Annotated in this window: 17 protein-coding genes and 2 pseudogenes; 15 read left to right on the forward strand and 4 right to left on the reverse strand. The window is 59.5% G+C overall.

Annotation, left to right across the window (positions count from 1 at the left end):
- Positions 1-108 precede the first annotated feature (108 nt).
- The 11 genes from EFD55_RS09215 to EFD55_RS09265 all read left to right on the forward strand — a co-directional run bounded on the left by EFD55_RS09215 (position 109) and on the right by EFD55_RS09265 (position 10247).
- Entirely contained in the window at positions 109-765 is a 657-nt protein-coding gene (locus tag EFD55_RS09215; RefSeq protein WP_125844505.1) for a response regulator, read from the forward strand.
- Positions 762-2138 (forward strand): sensor histidine kinase, encoded by a 1377-nt coding sequence (locus EFD55_RS09220; protein WP_125844507.1) that lies wholly within the window; start codon positions 762-764, stop codon positions 2136-2138. Before EFD55_RS09215 ends, EFD55_RS09220 begins: the two co-directional genes overlap by 4 nt.
- Before the next feature lie 111 nt (positions 2139-2249).
- Entirely contained in the window at positions 2250-2933 is a 684-nt protein-coding gene (locus EFD55_RS09225; RefSeq protein WP_125844509.1) for an MtnX-like HAD-IB family phosphatase, read from the forward strand.
- Positions 2934-2952: 19 nt separating this feature from the next.
- Positions 2953-4374, forward strand: coding sequence for an aspartate aminotransferase family protein (locus EFD55_RS09230; protein WP_125844511.1), 1422 nt, complete (start codon positions 2953-2955; stop codon positions 4372-4374).
- Between the two features lie 4 nt (positions 4375-4378).
- Positions 4379-5332: an arginase family protein gene (locus tag EFD55_RS09235; RefSeq protein ID WP_125844513.1), complete on the forward strand. Its 954-nt coding sequence runs from the start codon at positions 4379-4381 to the stop codon at positions 5330-5332.
- Positions 5329-5682 (forward strand): DMT family transporter, encoded by a 354-nt coding sequence (locus EFD55_RS09240; RefSeq protein WP_125844515.1) that lies wholly within the window; start codon positions 5329-5331, stop codon positions 5680-5682. The genes EFD55_RS09235 and EFD55_RS09240 overlap by 4 nt, the downstream gene beginning before the upstream one ends.
- Positions 5679-6551, forward strand: coding sequence for a fatty acid desaturase family protein (locus EFD55_RS09245; protein WP_125844517.1), 873 nt, complete (start codon positions 5679-5681; stop codon positions 6549-6551). Before EFD55_RS09240 ends, EFD55_RS09245 begins: the two co-directional genes overlap by 4 nt.
- Positions 6541-7356, forward strand: coding sequence for an alpha/beta hydrolase (locus EFD55_RS09250; protein ID WP_125844519.1), 816 nt, complete (start codon positions 6541-6543; stop codon positions 7354-7356). The genes EFD55_RS09245 and EFD55_RS09250 overlap by 11 nt, the downstream gene beginning before the upstream one ends.
- Positions 7337-8482 (forward strand): peptidogalycan biosysnthesis protein, encoded by a 1146-nt coding sequence (locus tag EFD55_RS09255; RefSeq protein WP_125844521.1) that lies wholly within the window; start codon positions 7337-7339, stop codon positions 8480-8482. Before EFD55_RS09250 ends, EFD55_RS09255 begins: the two co-directional genes overlap by 20 nt.
- Positions 8482-8910: a DMT family transporter gene (locus EFD55_RS09260; protein ID WP_125844523.1), complete on the forward strand. Its 429-nt coding sequence runs from the start codon at positions 8482-8484 to the stop codon at positions 8908-8910. Before EFD55_RS09255 ends, EFD55_RS09260 begins: the two co-directional genes overlap by 1 nt.
- Positions 8910-10247 carry an SAM-dependent methyltransferase gene (locus EFD55_RS09265; protein WP_125844525.1) on the forward strand — a complete coding sequence of 446 codons (1338 nt, stop codon included), beginning with the start codon at positions 8910-8912 and terminating at the stop codon, positions 10245-10247. Before EFD55_RS09260 ends, EFD55_RS09265 begins: the two co-directional genes overlap by 1 nt.
- Here EFD55_RS09265 and EFD55_RS09270 read toward each other — a convergent pair.
- The 3 genes and pseudogenes from EFD55_RS09270 to EFD55_RS09280 form a co-directional block, all read right to left on the reverse strand.
- Positions 10188-11012, reverse strand: coding sequence for a MipA/OmpV family protein (locus EFD55_RS09270; protein ID WP_125844527.1), 825 nt, complete (start codon positions 11010-11012; stop codon positions 10188-10190). The genes EFD55_RS09265 and EFD55_RS09270 overlap by 60 nt on opposite strands.
- A 205-nt stretch (positions 11013-11217) precedes the next feature.
- Positions 11218-11387, reverse strand: a pseudogene (locus EFD55_RS09275) (GMC oxidoreductase); the annotation flags it as partial.
- Positions 11388-11434: 47 nt separating this feature from the next.
- Positions 11435-12172 (reverse strand): LuxR C-terminal-related transcriptional regulator, encoded by a 738-nt coding sequence (locus tag EFD55_RS09280; protein ID WP_125844529.1) that lies wholly within the window; start codon positions 12170-12172, stop codon positions 11435-11437.
- Positions 12173-12886: 714 nt separating this feature from the next.
- Here EFD55_RS09280 and EFD55_RS09290 point away from each other — a divergent pair.
- Positions 12887-13457: pseudogene (locus EFD55_RS09290) on the forward strand (glutathione S-transferase family protein).
- Positions 13458-13516: 59 nt separating this feature from the next.
- Here EFD55_RS09290 and EFD55_RS09295 read toward each other — a convergent pair.
- The gene (locus EFD55_RS09295; RefSeq protein ID WP_125844532.1) at positions 13517-14605 is read right to left on the reverse strand and encodes a hypothetical protein; all 1089 of its coding nucleotides are present in this window, start codon (positions 14603-14605) and stop codon (positions 13517-13519) included.
- Between the two features lie 571 nt (positions 14606-15176).
- Between EFD55_RS09295 and EFD55_RS09300 the strand changes: the two genes are divergently transcribed.
- The 3 genes from EFD55_RS09300 to EFD55_RS09310 all read left to right on the forward strand — a co-directional run bounded on the left by EFD55_RS09300 (position 15177) and on the right by EFD55_RS09310 (position 19025).
- Entirely contained in the window at positions 15177-15746 is a 570-nt protein-coding gene (locus EFD55_RS09300) for a PE-PGRS family protein (RefSeq protein WP_125844534.1), read from the forward strand.
- A gap of 106 nt (positions 15747-15852) precedes the next feature.
- Positions 15853-17568 (forward strand): type I secretion system permease/ATPase, encoded by a 1716-nt coding sequence (locus EFD55_RS09305; protein WP_125844536.1) that lies wholly within the window; start codon positions 15853-15855, stop codon positions 17566-17568.
- A 14-nt stretch (positions 17569-17582) separates the two neighbouring features.
- Entirely contained in the window at positions 17583-19025 is a 1443-nt protein-coding gene (locus tag EFD55_RS09310) for an HlyD family type I secretion periplasmic adaptor subunit (RefSeq protein WP_125844538.1), read from the forward strand.
- Position 19026: the final 1 nt, after the last annotated feature.

Here is a 19026-nt window from a genome sequence, read left to right on the forward strand (position 1 = left end):
GATTTTACGCTGTGGCATATTGTGTCCGGCATTGCGTCATACAGCTTAACAATGCTCCAAACCGGAATTCACATCCGTGCGCTTGCGTGTATCGAGGATGAAGTGAACATGCGCATATTGCTTGTTGAAGACGACAGCATTCTCGGCTCATCGCTGAAAAAGGCGCTCGAGAAGCACGCCTATGGCGTTGACTGGATGCGCGATGGCCAGTCGGGTCTGGAAGCGGCGGAGCATTCCGATTTTGCGGCCGTTATACTCGACATCAACCTTCCGATCCTGAGTGGCATCGACGTTTTGAAAGGAATGCGACGGGCCGGAAATTCCGTTCCGATCCTGCTGCTGACAGCCCTCGATGCGATAAGGCGCAAGGTTGAAGGCCTTGATGAGGGAGCGGACGATTATATGGTCAAGCCCTTCGACCTCGATGAACTGCTTGCCCGCCTGCGGGCGCTCATCCGGCGCCGCGACGGGCGCACGGAAAGCCTGCTGCGGTGCGGCGACGTCGAGGTGGATCCGTCGGCGATGGTCGCACGAAAAGCCAATATGCAGCTGCATATTACGGCCAAGGAATTTCACCTCCTCAAGGTGCTGATGGAGCGTAGCGGCCGATACGTGACGAAGAACGACATAGAATATGCGCTCTACGATGCCTACAGCACGGTCGAAAGCAATGCCATCGAGGTTACGATCTACAATCTGCGCAAGAAGCTCGGCACCGACTTCATCAAGTCCATCCGCGGCGTCGGGTACATGATCGACCGATGAGGAAATCCACCCTTACCCGCAAGCTCTTCCTCAGGATCGCGCCAGTCGTGGTGGTGGCGATCATGGTGATTGGCGCTTTCGCCTTCAACAGCGCCACGCGCGAGATCAACAATATCTACGACGCGCAGCTCATAAACGACGCGAACGTGTTGTGGAGATTGCTGCATTATCGGCTGAAGCATTCGTTGGATCGAACGCCCCAGCAGGTCGACGACATCGACTTCAGCATGGATAACCAGCTTGCCTTCAATGAAGACGCCGACGATTACGCCGATGCGCATATGTTCCGCGCCTGGGTGAACGACAAGATCATGTATTACAGCAGCACGGCCTTCCCGCCCGAAGTGCCCTACCAGAAGGTCGGCTTCACCGACCTGGCCTATAAGGGAGAGAATTGGCGCGTTTATTCGCTGCCGATCCCCGATTCCGGCATTATCATGGAAGTCGGCGAGAAGATTTCGCTGCGCCAGACGCTGGTCTCCAACATCCTCCTGAACCTCTTCTTTCCGCTGCTCATTCTGGTGCCGGTCATCGGTTTCCTGATCTGGCTTGGCATCCGCAGCGGCCTGCGCGGCATTTACGGGTTGGTCTATCAGATCCGCACGCGCTCGCCAGACGACCTTTCGGCCATCCTCGTCGAGGATCTGCCGCGGGATCTCCTGCCGCTTGGCCGTTCGATCAACCACCTGCTCGAAAAGCTCGGCCGCTCCCTGACGCTGGAGCGTCGGTTTTCGGATCTTGCCGCCCATCAACTGCGCACGCCCCAGGCAAGCGTCAAGCTGCTCCTGCAGATGCTGGACAAGAGCGACAGCGAACAGGAACGCAAGCCGATCATCGCGGATCTGGTGGCCAGCAACAACAGGGCAATGCACCTGATCGAACAGTTGCTGCGCCTGGCACGCGTGAGCCACCATCCGCTCAATCTGATGCCGGTTTCACTTTATGGGTTGGTCGCGTCGACGCTCGCGGATTTCGGCAAGATCATCTCCAGCCGAGGTCTCGACGTTTCCCTGGAGGGTGCGGAAGCGGCTCAGGTTCGGACAGACGAATCCTTGCTGCAGGTGATGATCAGCAACCTGCTGGATAACGCCATCAAATATACCCCCGTCGGCGGCAGGATCGAAGTCATGGTCTCCCCGGAGGCGGGTTACTGGCTGATCTCGATCAGCGACAGCGGACCTGGAATCCCCGAGGAGGAGCGTGAGGCCGTCTTCAAGCGGTTCTATCGCCTAGACACGCTGCATGCCGAGGGCGCCGGCCTTGGGCTTGCGATCGTCGCCGATACCGCCGAACGCCTTTCCGTGTCGGTTGCGCTTTCGACACCTCCCTGGGGTAACGGCCTGCGGGTCGAATTGCGCCTGCCCAGAGACTGAGGCGCTGCCGCCAGCGTCCGTTCATTTTTCATTTTCGCATCATTTTGCCCTCAGGCTTGCCTCATCGACCTTCGGTAAACACAGCCGCGGATCAAGTCGAAGGGCCACTGGATGCAAGTATTTTCCGATTTTGACGGTACGATTTCCATTCAGGATGTGACGGATATCGTCCTGTCCTGCTTTGCGGATTCGCAATGGGAAGACATCGAGCAGGAATGGAAGGACGGTCGGATCGGCTCGGCCGAGTGCATGCGCCGCCAGATCCCCCTCATCCGGGCAACCCGGCACGAGCTCGACGCACTCCTCGACACCGTGGCAATCGATCCCGGCTTCGTGGCCTTCCGTGATTACTGCAGCGAAAGCGGCCTGCCGGTCACCGTCGTCAGCGACGGCGTCGATTATTTCATTCGCCACGTCCTTGCGCTGAACGGCATCAGGGATCTGCCCGTCATCGCCAATATCCTGACCCATCGGGGGGTCGAGGGTCAGGACACCTATGCGCTTGCACCTTCGGCGGCGACAGCCGGCTGTTCAGCAGGCTCAGGCGTTTGCAAATGCAAGGTCATCGGCGGCATCGAGCGGCAGATCTACATCGGCGACGGACGGAGCGATTTCTGCGTCTCCGGCCGAGCCGGTCTCGTCTTCGCCAAGGGCAAGCTCGCCGAATACTGCCGCGACCAGGGCATTTCCTACATCGCCTTCGACGATTTCACCGACTTGATCCCCAAGATGCAAGCCGCCCTTCCCGGCATCGCGCGGGCCCCCCGCGCACTGCTCCAATCTTCAATCGCATAACCAGACCGAGAGGTTCATTATGAACATTGTCAACGCCGAAGCCTTCAAGGAAAACACCGCGCTCACCGAAAGATCGGAAGCCGAGCTGCGGTTTTTGGAGGAGACCTATTGCTCGCATGGCGATACGGTCCATTACGCGGCGGAACCGAAATTCTTCGAGGAATGCGAAGGCTCCTACGTCTATGACGCAAAGGGGACACCGTTTCTCGATCTGCAGATGTGGTATTCCGCCGTGAATTTCGGCTATCGCAACGAAAGGCTGAATGCCGCCGTCCATCGGCAGCTCGACCGGCTGCCGCAAGTCGCCTCGCAATATCTGCATCGTGAGAAGGTCGAGCTTGCGACGATGATCGCGCAGGATGCCGAGCGCAAGTTCGGCCGCAAGGGGCGCGTTCATTTCAATGTCGGCGGCTCGCAGGCGGTTGAAGATTCGCTGAAGCTGGTGCGCAATTATACAGGCGGCAAAAGCCTGATGTTCGCCTTCGAAGGCGGCTATCACGGCCGCACCCTCGGCGCCTCGGCCATCACCTCCAGCTACCGCTATCGCCGCCGCTTCGGCCATTTCGGCGAACGAGCGCAATTCATCGAGTTTCCCTATCACTTCCGCGGCCCGAAGGGCATGTCGAAGGAAGAATACGGAGAGCATTGCGTGCGCAAGTTCGCGCGCCTCTTTGAAAGCGAATATAACGGCGTCTGGGATCCCAAGGTCGGCAGCGCCGAATATGCGGCCTTTTATATCGAGCCGATCCAGGGCACCGGCGGCTATGTCATTCCGCCGATGAACTTCTTCACCGAACTCAAGAAGGTCCTGGATCAGCACGGCATCCTGCTTGTCGTCGACGAGATCCAGATGGGCGTCTACCGGACCGGAAAACTCTGGTCGATCGAGCATTTCGGCGTCTCGCCCGACGTTCTCGTCTTCGGCAAGGCGATCACCAATGGGCTTAACCCCCTCTCGGGTGTCTGGGCCAGGGAGGAAATGATCAATCCGACCGTCTTCCCGCCCGGCTCCACCCATTCCACCTTTGCCAGCAATCCGATGGGAACAGCCGTTGCGCTCGAAACCATGAAGATGCTGGAAGAGGAGGATTTCGGCGCGGCGATCATGGCCAAGGGCGCCTATTTCCTCGATGGCCTGAAGCAGCTTCAGAAGCGCCATGCGATCGTCGGCGACGTCGACGGGCTCGGATTGGCTCTGAGATGCGAAATCTGCAAGGAAGACGGCTTCACGCCCGACAAGGCGACGATGGACTGGCTTTGCGACGAGGGCATGAAGGGCGATCTCCAGGTCGGCAACAAGGTCTATGGCCTCGTTCTCGATGTCGGCGGCTACCACAAAAACGTCATCACCCTGGCGCCGAACCTGCTGATCTCACACGAAGAGATCGATCTGGCGCTGACGCTGCTCGACCAGCTCTTCACGCGCGCGGCCCGGAGGTAGCACGGTGCAGCTTCTCCTCCTTCATCTCGACGATGCTTTGGAGTTGCAGCCGGACTTCGTGCGCGCCTGCACGCTTGCAGGCGCGTGCCACCATGTCGACAAGCGGGGCGGCAGTGCAATCAGATTGTGGGGCAGGCAGAAGATGCTTTCCGACCTTGGCCGGGATATCTCCCGGTCACTGCCCTCTCGAGGCAGGGGTCCACAGCTTGCCTTCATGGGTTCTGGCGATTTCCACCATGTGACAGCTCTGCTTCTCGATACGGCCCTCGAACGGCGGCCGGTTTCGACCACTCTCGTTCATTTCGACAATCACCCGGACTGGGTGAATTTCGAGGGCGGCATGCATTGCGGCTCGTGGATCAACAGCGCCCTGTCGAACCCCAGGATAGAAAAGGTCGTCACGGTCGGCGTCTGCAGCAGCGATCTGCGCAACCCCGAACGCAAGGGCGCCAATCTGCGCTGGCTGAGGGAAGGCAAGCTGGAGCTTTACCCTTACGAGCATCCGCCAAGCCGCGTCTCTGCCGAATACGGCAGAGGCGCGAGCTACCGGCAGGATGGGCGTGCCCTCTACTGGAATTCCATCTCCGAGATCGGCGAAGAGAATTTCATCGATCTGATCCTCAGCCGCATCGGCACCGAGGCGGTCTATTTCACGATCGACAAGGATGTGCTTGCCGCCGATGACGCCGTGACCAACTGGGATCAGGGTCGCATGCGCCTGCCCTATCTGATGGCGCTGATCAGCGAGATCGGCAGCCGCCATCGCGTCGTCGGCGCCGACGTCATCGGCGATTATTCGGCGCCGAGCTACGCCGGCGGCCTCAAGACCCGGCTCCTGAAGCAGGCGGAAATCTTTATCGATCAGCCGCGGCTGCGGCAGGCGGCGGACGCCGTGCGCAACATCAACAGCGCCGCAAATCACGCGTTGCTGGAAGTCCTGGCGGAATCGATGGAATGACCGGCGGCCTCACCTTGCCGATGTTCGGCCTGATCTTGTTCTGCGTGGTCGCCGAAACCGCCCGCGAGGTCTGCTTCAAGCAGGCGGCCAGCGACAGCGCCGTTCTAGCAACCCTGGCCAAGCCGCTGACCTGGCTCGGCATCGCCTTCTGGGCGATCGAACTGCTTGCCTGGGCGGCCGTGCTCGCCCGCGTGCCACTGACCATCGCCTTTCCGCTGATGGCGCTGAGCTACGTCGGGACCGTCGTCGCCGGTGCCGCCGTCTTTAAAGAAAATATCAACCTTCGCCACGCGGCGGGCGTGTTTCTCATTACCGCCGGCGTGGCCTGCGTGGGAGCAACCGGACTATGAAAATCTTTGCTCATACCAGATGGGATGCCGCCCCCGTGCTTGCGGCCTTCGCGCATCTCGTCTTTGACGTCTACCTGATCGTCGGCTTCGAAAGCCGGCCGCTCTGGGTCTCCGCGATCCTGGGTTGCCTCTATGCCGTATCGATATCCTGGAACATCAACAGCATCTCGCACAATTTCATCCACACGCCCTATTTCAAGCCGCGCTGGATGAATTACGGCTTCAGCCTGCTGGAGTCGGTGGCGATCGGTTTTTCTCAGACCTATTACCACTGGGTGCACCTGCGCCATCACTCCGGCAACAGCGACCGGCCGGACGAAAACGGCGGCACGATTGATCTCCTGTCGATCTACCGCTACGGCCGGAACGGCGAGCCGGAGAATGTCTGGTCCTACACGCTGAAGAGCTTCTTCCGCGACAGTCTCGGCGATATTCATAAGGCCATCGCCAAGAACCGTCCTTTCGACGCCGCATGGGGCCGTTTCGAACTGCTTGCCTTCCTCGGCCTGGCGGCGATCGCGCTGATCTACGATTGGAAGGCCGTGCTGTTCTTCGTTCCGTTCTATTACGCCGGCAACTGCCTGTCGTCGCTCAACGGCTATTACGAACACCTGCATGGCGATCCGGACGAACCGATTGCCTGGGGCGTCAGCAGCCACAAGCCGTTCTACAACTGGCTTTGGTTCGGCAATGGTTACCATGCCGAACATCATTATCGGCCGCGCACCCACTGGACGAAGCTTGCGGCACTGCACGAACAGATCAGGGAAGACCAGGAAAAAGCCGGCACGCATGTGATCAGCACCTGCCATGCCCTGGGCTTCATGGCTCCGGAAAACCGCGAGCTGGAGCTTCGGCATGAGGTCTGAGCAGTTGAGCTTCTTCCTGCCGGGAACGAACGGCAAAGGTGTGCTGCTGATCCACGGCTTGACGGGCGCGCCGGCCGAAATGAAGCTCGTGGCGCGCCAGCTCAACCGGCGCGGTTACAGCGTTCACGCGCCGTTGCTGGCCGGTCATGGCGAAGACATCAGGACGCTGCGCCGCACGCACTGGGAAGACTGGCTGGCAAGTGTCGTGCGCGGATCTGAATTCCTGGCAGAGCGCACGCAAGCGGTTTTTGCCGCCGGCATCTGCGTCGGCGGCAAGCTGTCTTTGCTGGCTGCCAAGCGCCGGCCGGACCTGATCAAGGCAGTGGCGATCTACTCGCCCTGCTTCCACTATGACGGCTGGGACGTTCCGCGACATTATACGATGCTGTCGCCGCATATCGGCTGGCTATCGCGGGTGCCGTTTCTCGACCGGCTCAATTTCAGGGAAAACCAATCGCTCGGCATCAAGGATGATCGCATGCGCCGCCTGGTCGAGGACATGGCGGGCGAAGGCATGCTCGACAAATTCCCGGGCCGCGGCATCGTCGAGATGTATCGATTGGGTAAGGCGCTTCGCGGAACCCTGCCTGAGATCCAGACGCCAACCCTGATCCTCCACGCCGAAGAGGACGATCTCAGCAACCCTCGGCATGCGCTTTACATATCCGACCATATCGGCGGGCCGCATGAACTCAAGTGGATCAAGGACAGCTACCACATGATCCATCTCGACCGCCAGCATCGACAGGTCGCGGAATTCACGGCCAATTTCTTTGAGGCAGGCCATGCTGAAGCTCGCATATAGACAATTTCCCGCCGAAGACGGCGAGCCGGTCGCACAGGTCTACGACACGATCCGCGCCATCGGGCGCGAAGCGTGGAATGCCTGCTACCGCAGCCAGGTCGAAGATTATGATTGCCTGCTTGCAATCGAAGACGCCTGCATCGGCGAATTCGATTGGCGCTACATTACGATCGTCGAGAACGGAAGGATCAGCGCCGCCATGCCGGCGTTTCTGTGCCCCTATCCGCTGGACACGACATTGGAAGAGGGTTTGCCGCGCCGCTTGATCCGCCGCGTGCGACAACACGTTTCAGGTTTCCTGGTGCTGCGGCTTGCCTGCCTCGGTTCGCCGTGCACCGAAAACGGCGTCATAGGATTTCATGCCGAGGTGCCGGAGGAACGTCGTAAGACACTGCTCGGCGCACTGCTCGTCGCCTTCGAAAGTCTTGCGGCTCAGGAAGGCTGCGCGCTGATGGGGATCAAGGATATTCCCGCGCCGGTCGCCCTGGAATTCGGCACCCTGTTTTCGGAACGGCGCTATGCCGCAATCGGCGGCCTGCCATCCGCCTGGCTCGATATCGATTTTCGGACGATCGACGAATACATGGCCCGGCTGTCTGCGGGCACGCGCAAGGACATGCGGCGCAAGATGAAGTCCTTCGACGCCGTCCGGGTCGAAATCAGAACGGATGTGGGTGACGTGCTGCCGCGGATCATGGCGCTCTACCACGATACGCGCAATCGCAGCGAATGGCAGTTCGAAGAGCTGACGCCCGCCTATTTCGAGGGGATCCTGACCCATATGCGCGGCCGTTCGTTCTGCGTCCTCTATTTTGCCGAGGACGAGCTGCTGGCTGCCAATCTCATCGTTCATGATGATCGCGTCGCGATCGACAAGTTCTTCTGCATGGATGGCGAACAGGGACGGCCGTACAATCTCTATTTCCTGAGCTGGTTCACCAATCTGCGTTATTGCCTCGATCACGGTCTCAGCCGTTACCAGAGCGGCCAGGCATATTATGAAAACAAGGTGCGGCTCGGCAGCCAGCTGACGGCCAACACCATGTTTTTCCGTCACCGAAATCCCGTGCTGCAGGCACTGTTGCGGCTGGTCTCCCCGCTTTTTTCCGCAGAGCAGGCCAAGTGATGACGTCGATGCGCCTGACATGGCTTGCGGTGCCTGTTCTCAATACGCTGTTTCAGATTTTTATGAAGCTCGGCGCGACGCAGTTGAACGGTACCGAGGCGGCGACCTTGCTGCACGATGCGCTCGCCTCGCACTGGATCCTGGCGGCCCTCGTCGTCGAGATCGTCTGCTTCTTCGTCTGGATGACCATTCTGGCCGAACTCGACCTCAGCCGGGCCTTCCCGCTCTCGGGTATCAGCTATGTCCTGATCATTGCGAGCGGCTGGTTGATGTTCGGCGAGCCGGTCGTCGCACTCCAGATGGTCGGCAGCGGCCTGATCCTTGCCGGCGTTTGGCTGATCGCCGGCGCATCGGAGGCGACGCGCGCGGTCAGTGACCCCCGTAGCGGGCACGCCCTCCCCCGCCCCCATCTTGGCAAGGATCGGTGATGGCACAGACACAAGGCTTCCTCTTCGAGAGGATCGGCGCGGCGGCTGCGGCCTTCACCAACTGGATCATGGCGCGGGCGCTTTCTCGCATCGTCACCCACGGCTCCCTCGACATTACCACGTCCAATGGCCGCCTGCTCTCCTTCGGTGACGCATCCGGTGAGCGGGTGCATGTGCGCTTCGCCGATCTTGCTGCGCAATGGGCCTTCCTGATCGATGCCGATATGCGGCTCGGCGAACTCTACATGGACCGCCGCTTTCTCGTCGAGCATGGTTCACTTTACGACTTCCTGGCAATGATGTTGCGTGAAGCGCAAAACGCCAGGCATCCCCTCGTCGCCCGGCTTATCGATGGTGCCCGCACCCGGTTGCGCACCTTCCGCCATCGCAATCTGCCGACGCGCTCGAAAGCCAATGTCGCGCATCACTACGATCTCGACGGCCGGCTCTATGAGCTCTTCCTCGACACGGACCGGCAATATTCCTGCGCCTATTTTGAAAGCCCCGACCAGTCGCTCGATGGCGCGCAGCTTGCCAAAAAACGGCATCTCGCCGCCAAACTGCAGGTCGCCCCCGGCAACAGCGTGCTCGATATCGGCTGCGGCTGGGGCGGGCTGGCCCTGCATATGGCGGGTCATGCACGCGGTGGCCATGTGCTTGGTATCACGCTGTCGGAAGAGCAGCATGCATACGCGATGAAACGGACCGCCCAACGCGGGGAAAGCTCAGCGGCGGTCGAGTTTGCGCTGCAAGACTACCGCAGCCTGACGGGACGCTTCGACCGGATTGTCTCGGTCGGCATGTTCGAGCATGTCGGGCTGGCATCCTATCGCGCCTTCTTCGAAAAATGCGCGGAACTGCTGGAAGACGATGGCGTGATGGTCTTGCATACGATCGGCTGTTCGGCGACGCCCGGCTTCACCACGCCGTGGCTCGACAAATATATCTTTCCCGGCGGCTATATTCCCGCCTTGTCCGAAATCATCCCGGAAATCGAGGAGGCCGGGCTCTTCGTCACCGATATCGAGGTGCTGCGCCTCCATTATGCATGGACGCTGGCAGAGTGGCGAAGACGCTTCATGGCAAGATGGGACGAGGCTGCAGCGCTTTACGATGAGCGCTTCTGCCTGATGTGGGAATATTACCTTGCCAGCGCGGAAGCCGCATTCCGCTACGAGGACCTGGTGGTTTTCCAGATCCAGTTGACCAAGCGCAATGACACCCTTCCGGTGACACGCGACTATATCGGGGCACATGAGAAGGCGGCGGCGCGGCGCTTAGAAGCCGATCTGGAAGGAACGGTTGAGGGCAAAGCCGATCACGTTTTGATCGGCTGAGCCGATCTTCGAGGTGATCGGACTGTCGGCCGCATCGCCGACCAGGCGGCTGTATTTGTCATAGACCTGGACGCTCCAGGCCGGCGACAGCGTATAGGTCGCTGCGGCGGTGAAGCCGATCGATTTCACACCGCCACTGGCGCCGAACGCATCGACGCGCCCGTTGCTCGCGGCTTCGGTGGCCGAGACCCCGAAATTGTTGCGCATATAGGTGGAGTTCGCCAGAGACAGGCGCGGGCCGGCAGACAGAAGCCAGCGATCCCCAAGCGGCTGAAACCAGTCGAGATAGAGATCGGCAAGCAGACCGTCGCCACCCCAGAGCGCGTGACGCGTTTCGGCCCGCACGCGCAGGCGATCCTCTATCGGCCAATATTGCATGTAGACACCGGCATCGAAATTCCAATGTACTCGGCGCAGACCGTGCAAGTCGGAATCGTCGAGCGGCGACCGCCCGCCTCTCAGGCCAACAACCGGGCCGATCTCGACACCACCGATGTCAAACAGACCATAGTCGATATTGTCGTCGGGAGCGCTGTATTCCGCCGCATCTCCCAGGCGCCTGACATCAAAGGACGGCATGCCGCTGACGGAAAGATGCTTCGACCCTTCAGAGGACGGACCATATTCGGCGGAACCGCCGAGGGTGACGATCCATTGGCTCTTCGCCGACGTCGCATCCTGGCTCATTCCCGGGTGAGCATCGATCAATGTCAGTCCCAGGGAAACGGCTGCAATCGCAGGTGACGCCTTCCAAAAAGAGACCATATACGCTCAACTCCGCGGCACCCAGGCAGACGATTACGCAGCCGCAAAACTCTTCTACAGCCAAAGCCCTGGCTCGGCCATAGTCGGATCGTCCTGCGGTTCCCAAAAGATGGGTGCTCCGTCGGCCTAGGATATCGGCTTGGCAGACCGGCAGCGACTGGGCAGCTTGCCGCAGACCATGCAGGCGCGGAAATTTCCGGGGGCGTTACCTCAGTGACAGAATGCTCTCCGCGGCCTTCTCGGCATCATGATGACAGGCGAGTTGGTGTTACCCGAGATGATGGTCGGCATGATCGAGGCATCGACCACCCGCAGTCTCGTCAGCCCATGCACCCGCAATTGCGGATCGACAACCGCCATCGCGTCGCTGGCCATGTTTTCAAACCGTGCTTGGCAATTCGACCAAGACGTTGCGACTCCGCCTAACCCGGCGAGGCGTCCTGCCCGCCGGCGGCTCTTTGAATTAAGCGGGCAACCACCTCAGTCCGGTTCTGCGCCTGCAATTTGCGCATGATGTGTTGCAGATGCATCTTCACCGTATGCCCCGACAAATTGAGTTTTCCTGCAATGACCTTATTTGAGCAGCCGGATTGCAGTTCTGCGAGGATATCCGCTTCCCGGGGGGTGAAATCAGCAATCGCCAGGTATTGCGTCCTGTCATCCAAGCGTTTTTCGGCCTCATTTCTGGCCGGACGATGCCCGTTTGAGCCGGTTGTATCGGCGCCCAACAGCTGCGGGAAAAATGTTCCTCCTGCCAGAACAAGACGAAGACCGGCAAGGGCGATGTCAACGGCGAGCGACGTCGAGAATAGGCCGCGAATGCCCATCTTGAGCGCCTGACGGGCCACGACCACATCATCCGCACCTGAGAGCAACGTGATAGGTGCCTCAGGAAAACGTGCAGCAATGGCCGCGAGGTCATCACGCAGGCTGATGCTCTCGATACCTCTGCCGACCAAATCCAATACAATCAAACGCACCTCAGCTCCGAGAGCCCGGTCGAGACTCTCGGTCGAGATCAAATCGATCACATTCCACCCGGCGAGTTCACGCTCAAGAAGCTTCACCACGGTGGTGCGCGCGAGTGTAGAATGCTCGATAATGATCACAGTTGGTGCGTTGCGCCCCGTACGGCGCTTAGTTTTAGCACTGTCGGACACTTGCGTGCTCCCCAGAAGGTTTGCAACCCAACAGCCGCTGACATTATTCCTGTTCTCGCTTCATGTCATGATAAAAAACGCGTGTTTTCTCGATGAAAATAGTCTGATCTCTCATGATAATTCTTATAGTCTATAAGACATAGGCGAGATACAACTGAGCTCGCAGAGCATTTTGGAAAGCGTATCTATAAGGTTGTAATGGATCGACTTGCCGCTACGGAGTTTCCAGTCTTCGCCAAGTTCACGTATGGAAAGCGGCTCAACAAAACTTTCAAAGGCACTGAAAAGGCACCCGATCTGCTACAGATCCATTCAGAAAATATCTGTTGAATATTACGAGCTGCCGATCGATTGGGCTTTGTGTCCCTACCTCAATTCAAATCCGTCGCAGACCTCGACAGCAAGGCGACGAACACGAAAAGCGACAAAAAGTCTGAGATCGCCGGTAACTCATTATGATTACTGAATAACTCCGCCCTATCGACGCATTAATGCCGGCTGCCACCTCAATCCAAATTAATCGGTCCCGAGCTTAGCCGAAATAGACATGAATCAATACTTCCCGGTGGTTTTGGCAATGCGTTGTCGGACCGGACGGGTTTCAATCGTCCCTGGGTTAGCACGCCAAAGAGAGACGACCATGACCAACAGGATTACCCCACCATAACAGTCTTTGAACGGTCGCCCGATGGCGGCCGGGGACTGGCGCGTGACATGCCCGTTCGCTGGGCGCTCGAAGAAGTGGAACAGTCTTACGAGGTTCGCCTTGTTTCGTTCAAAGCGATGAAGGAGCCGGCGCACCGCGCGCTTCAGCCTTTCGGGCAAATCCCGACCTATGAGGAAGGCGATCTCGCCCTGTTCGAGTCAGGGGCGATCGTGTTCCATATCGCAGAGCACCATACAGGCCTCCTGCCACACGATGCGAATGCCCGAGCACGCGCGATCACCTGGATGTTCGCTGCGCTCAACACGATGGAGCCGCCGATCATCAACCGCGGCTCCGACGAGCCTTGGTACGAGCAGCGCCGGCCTCTCGTCGAGGTAAGGATCCGTGATCGACTGGGTGACCTTTCCAGTCGGCTTGGTGATTGCCGACTGGCTCGACGGTGCCTTCACCGCCGGCGACTTGATGATGGTGTCGGTGCTGCGCAGGTTGAAAAGATCGGGCATGCTGGATGAATATCCGAACCTCTTTGCCTATGTCGCCCGCGGCGAAGCGCGGCCAGCCTTCGAGCGTGCTTTCGATGCTCAGTTGGCGGTTTTCACCGCCGCATCGACCGGCTGAGATCCATCGGAGGCTCGCAGTCGTTTTGCGAGATTTGTTCGGTTGATGGGTGGTGATCCCTAGCTGTGCATGAAGCCCAGAATGTCGTCGACAAGAGCCGAATGGGCGTCGGTAAGGTTGCCCTCTCCGCTATGCCCCCCGATCCCGGCCAGCTGGAGTGCATGCTGGTCGTAGAGAACATGATCGATCTGTTGGGCATCTGCCGTCCCACCGGCGGGAACGGCAAGGTTGATGGGATGGAAATAGGCGAAATTGATGTCGACCATGCTGCCGGTCGACGATCCGACCCCGCCGCCTCCGCCCGCATGGTTGCCGGTAAAAATCGTGTCCGACGACAGGTTGAAGCCACCGCCATTGCCGCCGATGCCCGCGATCTGCACAGCGCCTTGATCGAAAATGACATTGTTTGTCTGATGGGCCTCCGCCGAGCCGCCCGCGGCGCCGACGGCGATGTTGATCGGTGAGAAGATGGCGATACTCACGTCGACCATAGCGCCGACGAAATACCCATCGCCGCCGTGGCCCGCGTAATAGTCACCGGTCAATGTCAGCGACGTTCCCTGGCTCATCGGCGTGCCATGACCCGCGACGTTATGGTCTCCGCCCGAGCCGCCCATGCCGCCCATCTGGGTTGCGCCCTGCAGGAACAGGGCGTTGTTCGATTGGTCGGCGTGAGCCTCCGAGCCAGGGCCTGCAGCCACGGCCGTATTGACGGGGGCAAACAGCGCGACTTCGGTGCTGACGAGCCCGCCATAGAAGAGGCCATTGCCGCCGGAGCCGGCATGGCTGCCGCCATCGCCGCTGCCGATGGCAACATTGCCGCTTCCACCATTCCCGCCTATCCCGGCCATTTCGGTGGGATGCTGATTGATGAGCGCATCGTTGCCCTGGAGTGCTTCGGCACTGGAATGAGGTCCTGCCATGGCGGCATTGGACGGCATGAAGACGGCCAACGCGTTGCTGCTGATCACGCCTTCGCTTATTCCATCGCCACCGCTGCCGGCGGAACTATAGTTTGGACCGGAAGCGACATCCAATGGAAGCCAGGTCGGCACCAATGCCAGATGCCCCGCAGCCAGGTTGGAGGCGAGGTGTTGATCGGTGCCTGCCTTGGGCAGGTCTTCCATTGAGGGACGAGTTTCCGCCATTACTGTCTCCATTTCGCGGTCAACCGAACGTCCACCGAGCGTGTGGCGCGATGCCTGAATTGCTCGGGCATTGTGCATCTGAACGCAGGAAAAGCAGAGCCTGCAATTCGTCTACATCTGGTCGGCTAGTGCTGTAGCCATTTGGCTGTCATGGCCGCAGCGACCGTCGTGCAAGTTTGCGAGCATGACATCCGTCTGCGGGTTAGAGGCCCTGCATCTTGCACCCTCGTTGTTCGCGGCGAGTGACGAAAGTTATCGGCCCCAGGCAGGGTCTCCCTCGCCAGGCACAGCCCGATCAGAATCCCGGAAAACGGCGCTGCTTCAACGAAGTAGCAGGCATGGTCATGCTATCCGGCGCCAAATCACTTCGTGCTAATCCAAAATAATTCTCTGTCACCTCCAAGTATACATCCGAAAGAGCGTCGCCGAATATCTAGATGGTTCATAGATTAAATCGCAGGCAATATTCCACTGCGGTTGTATTGGCTGGCGGTGACATCTGAATACCCACGCCGTAAGGGGACGCCGTAAAAAAGAACACGGACGAAACGAAGTAGAAGGAGCGACATCAATGCCTATTCCACAAATATCTGACACGATCTATCTCCATAACCCGGATGCAGGCGACGCGAATGCCGGCAACGGCGGCGATGGCATCAATCATGGTAACATTGACTACAACCCGGTTGCCTATGTGGACCCCGTGCAAACGGTCGACGGGGCATCTACCCATCTGCACAACGGCGATCACGTTTGGCAGACCGCAGATTGGGACGCCGGCGGTGGCGGAGCCGGTGGCTACAGCCAGGCACAGAATGGCTTCCTGGCATCGCTCACTAGCGGCGCCGGCGGCGCGGGCGGAAGCGCCCACTCCAACGGTGATCAAGAAAACACGAGCGGCGGCGACACGGCTACGGTGAATGCGGCTACAACAGGGACACAATATACGCAGCTCATGGCCGATCAGCATGCCACCATCCTCGCAGGCGTCGGCGGCAACGGCGGCAACGGCAACATGGCTCGGGGCGGAGATATCGCGTCAGCGTTGGTTCACACGGATCCCGAAACGACGACGGTGAACAATTCTCTCGATCATTTCATAAATGCCTTCGGCCATATCGACGTCAGCCATCTCGGCTGATGAACTCAGACCCTGAGGGTCGCCGGTTTCGGCTGGCGGCCCTCCTGAATTGCTGACCCAGCACGCAGTCTTTTCTCGTCAGTCTCAAATGCAGCGAGATCTGATAATGACAACGATTTCCATAAAGCCATTGCGCCCGCAGACACAGCTCGTTGTCGCGCTCCGAGCCTGTGCCGGAGCCTTCGGATTGGTCTTTCTCTATAGCTGCGGCTACAATCTCTTTCTTCTGGCGCCGTCCATCTATCTCCTGCAGATCTATGACAGGGTCCTGTCGAGCAGAAGCGCCGACACGCTCCTGATGCTGACGATGATCATCGCCGTCGCCGTGGTGGTCGGGTCCTTGCTGGATATCGTGCGCAGGGCAGCTCTTTCGCGCATCGGCAGTTGGCTGGACCACAGGCTGCGCCCTATGGTGCTCACCGCATCATTCGAATATGCCACGCGCGCCGATACGGGAGCCGCTACGGAGTGCTACAGGGACCTGGCTACATTACGCCAGTTTCTCGATTCACCGGCAAGCTCGCTTTTTTTTGACGTTCCCTGGGCGCCGGTCTTCCTGCTCCTGCTGTTTCTCGTTCATCCGCTGCTTGGGACCATCGGTCTTCTGAGCGCACTTGCACTTCTGCTGTTTGCGTTCCTGACGGAACTGGCGACGCGGGAACCGCTTGCCCATGCCAATCTTGCCCTTTCGATGAGCTATCTCAGGTTCGCGACCGCTCTCAAAAACATCGAGGTCATCCGGGCAATGGGCATGCAGGATGGCGCAGCGCAGATCGTCTATCGCGATGCGGAAATGGCAAGAAGGGCGCAGGACATTGCGATGCGTCGCACGGAGATCATTATTGGTTTCTCCAAATCGATCCGCACGCTTGCGCAGATCCTCATGATGGGATCGGCGACATGGTTGGTGCTCATAAACAGCGGCAGTCCCGGGATCATCTTCGTTGCGAGCCTGCTGCTCGGGCGCGGGCTTGCGCCCATCGAGGGCGCGATAGGTGCATGGCGCTCCTTTACCTTCGCGCGCAATGCCTTCCGTCGCTTGAACAGAATGCTGATCGCAGTTGCATCGGAACGCGACGGCCGAATGGTGCCGATACCGGAACCCAATGGCCTCGTTCTCGATAACGTCAGCTATGTCAGGCCATTCGCCAATCGACCGATATTGACAGGCATCAACTTGCGCCTCGCGCCAGGCGATTGCGTGGCGGTCATCGGCCCATCGGGATCGGGAAAATCGACGCTCGGTCGCGTCATCGCAGGCGTTGTGCAGGCAACGAGCGGATGCGCTCTTCTTGGCGGGGTGGATATCTCGGCTCTGCGCCTTTGCGGGGGGACTCGCCATGTCGGATACCTGCCGCAGGACATCGAACTCTTCGGCGGAGCAATCAAGGATGTGATCGGCCGGCTGGACGGAGGAGATCCCGGGAAAGCGATCGACGCCGCGAAGCTGGTGGGATTGCACGAAGCGATCATGCGGCTGCCCCAGGGCTATGAGACCGATATCGGTGAAGGTGGAAACCTGCTCCTTCGAGCACAGCGCCAACAGCTGGGACTGGCACGGGCGGCCTATGGAAATCCATCACTTGTCGTTCTCGACGATCCGAATTCGAGCCTGGATTATGACGGCGAACGCATGCTGTTCAGGGCGATCGAGCGCATGAAATCCAGGGGGATGACCGTCGTTATCATAACGCACCGGATGGGGATCCTGCCTGTTACCAACAAGATTGCCATCATGCGTGACGGGACGGTGGCCGCCTTCGGCGACAGCGAGCGGATTTATGAAACCTATCTCCAACCGCCGGCTCGAACAGGAACATAGGGAAGGACGTTGCCGTGACCGTTGTTCAATTGAACCCAACGCCGGCGAGAATTTCAGATTCGTCAGGGGGTCAGCGGTTGGCTCAACAACCGACGTCGACATCCAGGCGACAGACGGTATATTTACCGGTGATCGAGTCAAAACAGCGCGGCCCCGCCGCCCCTTCGCCCATGCCGGGGCTCAGAGGCGTTGTCTGGATGGGCAACCTGTTGATCCTGGTCTTCATCGTCGGATTGGGGATCTGGTCGGTTCTGGCGCCGCTGAAAAGCGCTGCGATCGCATCGGGCATCATTGAACCGGAAACCAGCCGCAAGACCATTCAGCATCTGGAAGGCGGGATCGTGCGACGGATCCTCGTCAAAAACGGCGATGCCGTCATGGCCGGGCAAATCGTCATCGAGCTCGACGATACGAAGTCTCGCTCAGAGCGCGACAGCATTCAAGGGCAACTTTGGGAGGCCGAAGGAAGCCGCGCTCGCCTGGCTGCGGAGCAGACGGGCGGCGACCATGTCGCCTATCCCGGCAATCTCAGGGCAGCCATGGCCAAATATCCCTTGGTCGGCGCGATTCTGATCGGGCAACAGAAAATCTTCGAAGCCCGTCGCCAGGTCATGCAGGCGGAAATTCAGATCGCCAATGAAAAAATCGCGCAGGTGCGGCAGGAAATCGTCGGACTTGGCGCGCAGAAGGCGGCGCTGGCCGACAGGGCCGCGATCTCGCGGCAGGAACTGGATCAGGTTACCGCCCTTACCGCCAAAGGACTGGAAACAAGAAGCAGGCTTCTCAACCTCCAGCGGGAAAAGGCAGACTTGGATGGCCAGCAGGGTGAAGTGGACGCGCAGATCTCCCGCGCCTACCAGGTGATCAGCGGGTCACAGGCCGATCTCGCAAAGCTTGAGAGCGACCGGTTGAGCGAAGTCGCCCAAGGCATGCGCGAGACGGAAAGCCGGATCATGCAACTGCGCGAGCGCTTGCGGGCGATCGACGACCAGCTTTCAAGGACCTATATCCGCGCTCCCGACGATGGAACGATCATGAACCTGCGCATCCACACGTCAGGTGGGGTGATCGGCGCGGGCGAACCGCTCGTCGATCTCTTGCCACGCACCGATCGCCTTATCGTGTCTGCCCACGTCAGGCCTGAGGACATCAATCTCGTCCGTGCGGGGCTCGAGGCGCAGGTTCACCTCCTTCCATACAATCAGCGGCGCGTTCCTCTCCTGAAGGGCCGGGTCGAGTATGTTTCGGCGGACCGTCTCATCGATCCGCAGAGCGGCCAACCCTATTTTGCCGCGACGATCCGTGTCACGGACGAGCGGCTGGCGAAAATGAAGGATGTCGAACTGGTTGCGGGCATGCCCGCGCAGACACTGATCGAAACGGGCCAAAGCAGCGTGGCGCTCTATGCCATCAGACCACTCCTCGACAGTTTCAACAGAGCATTTCGCGAGGACTGAG

It is taken from the genome of Rhizobium pisi, assembly GCF_003938655.1.
In the GTDB taxonomy this organism is placed as follows: domain Bacteria; phylum Pseudomonadota; class Alphaproteobacteria; order Rhizobiales; family Rhizobiaceae; genus Rhizobium; species Rhizobium pisi.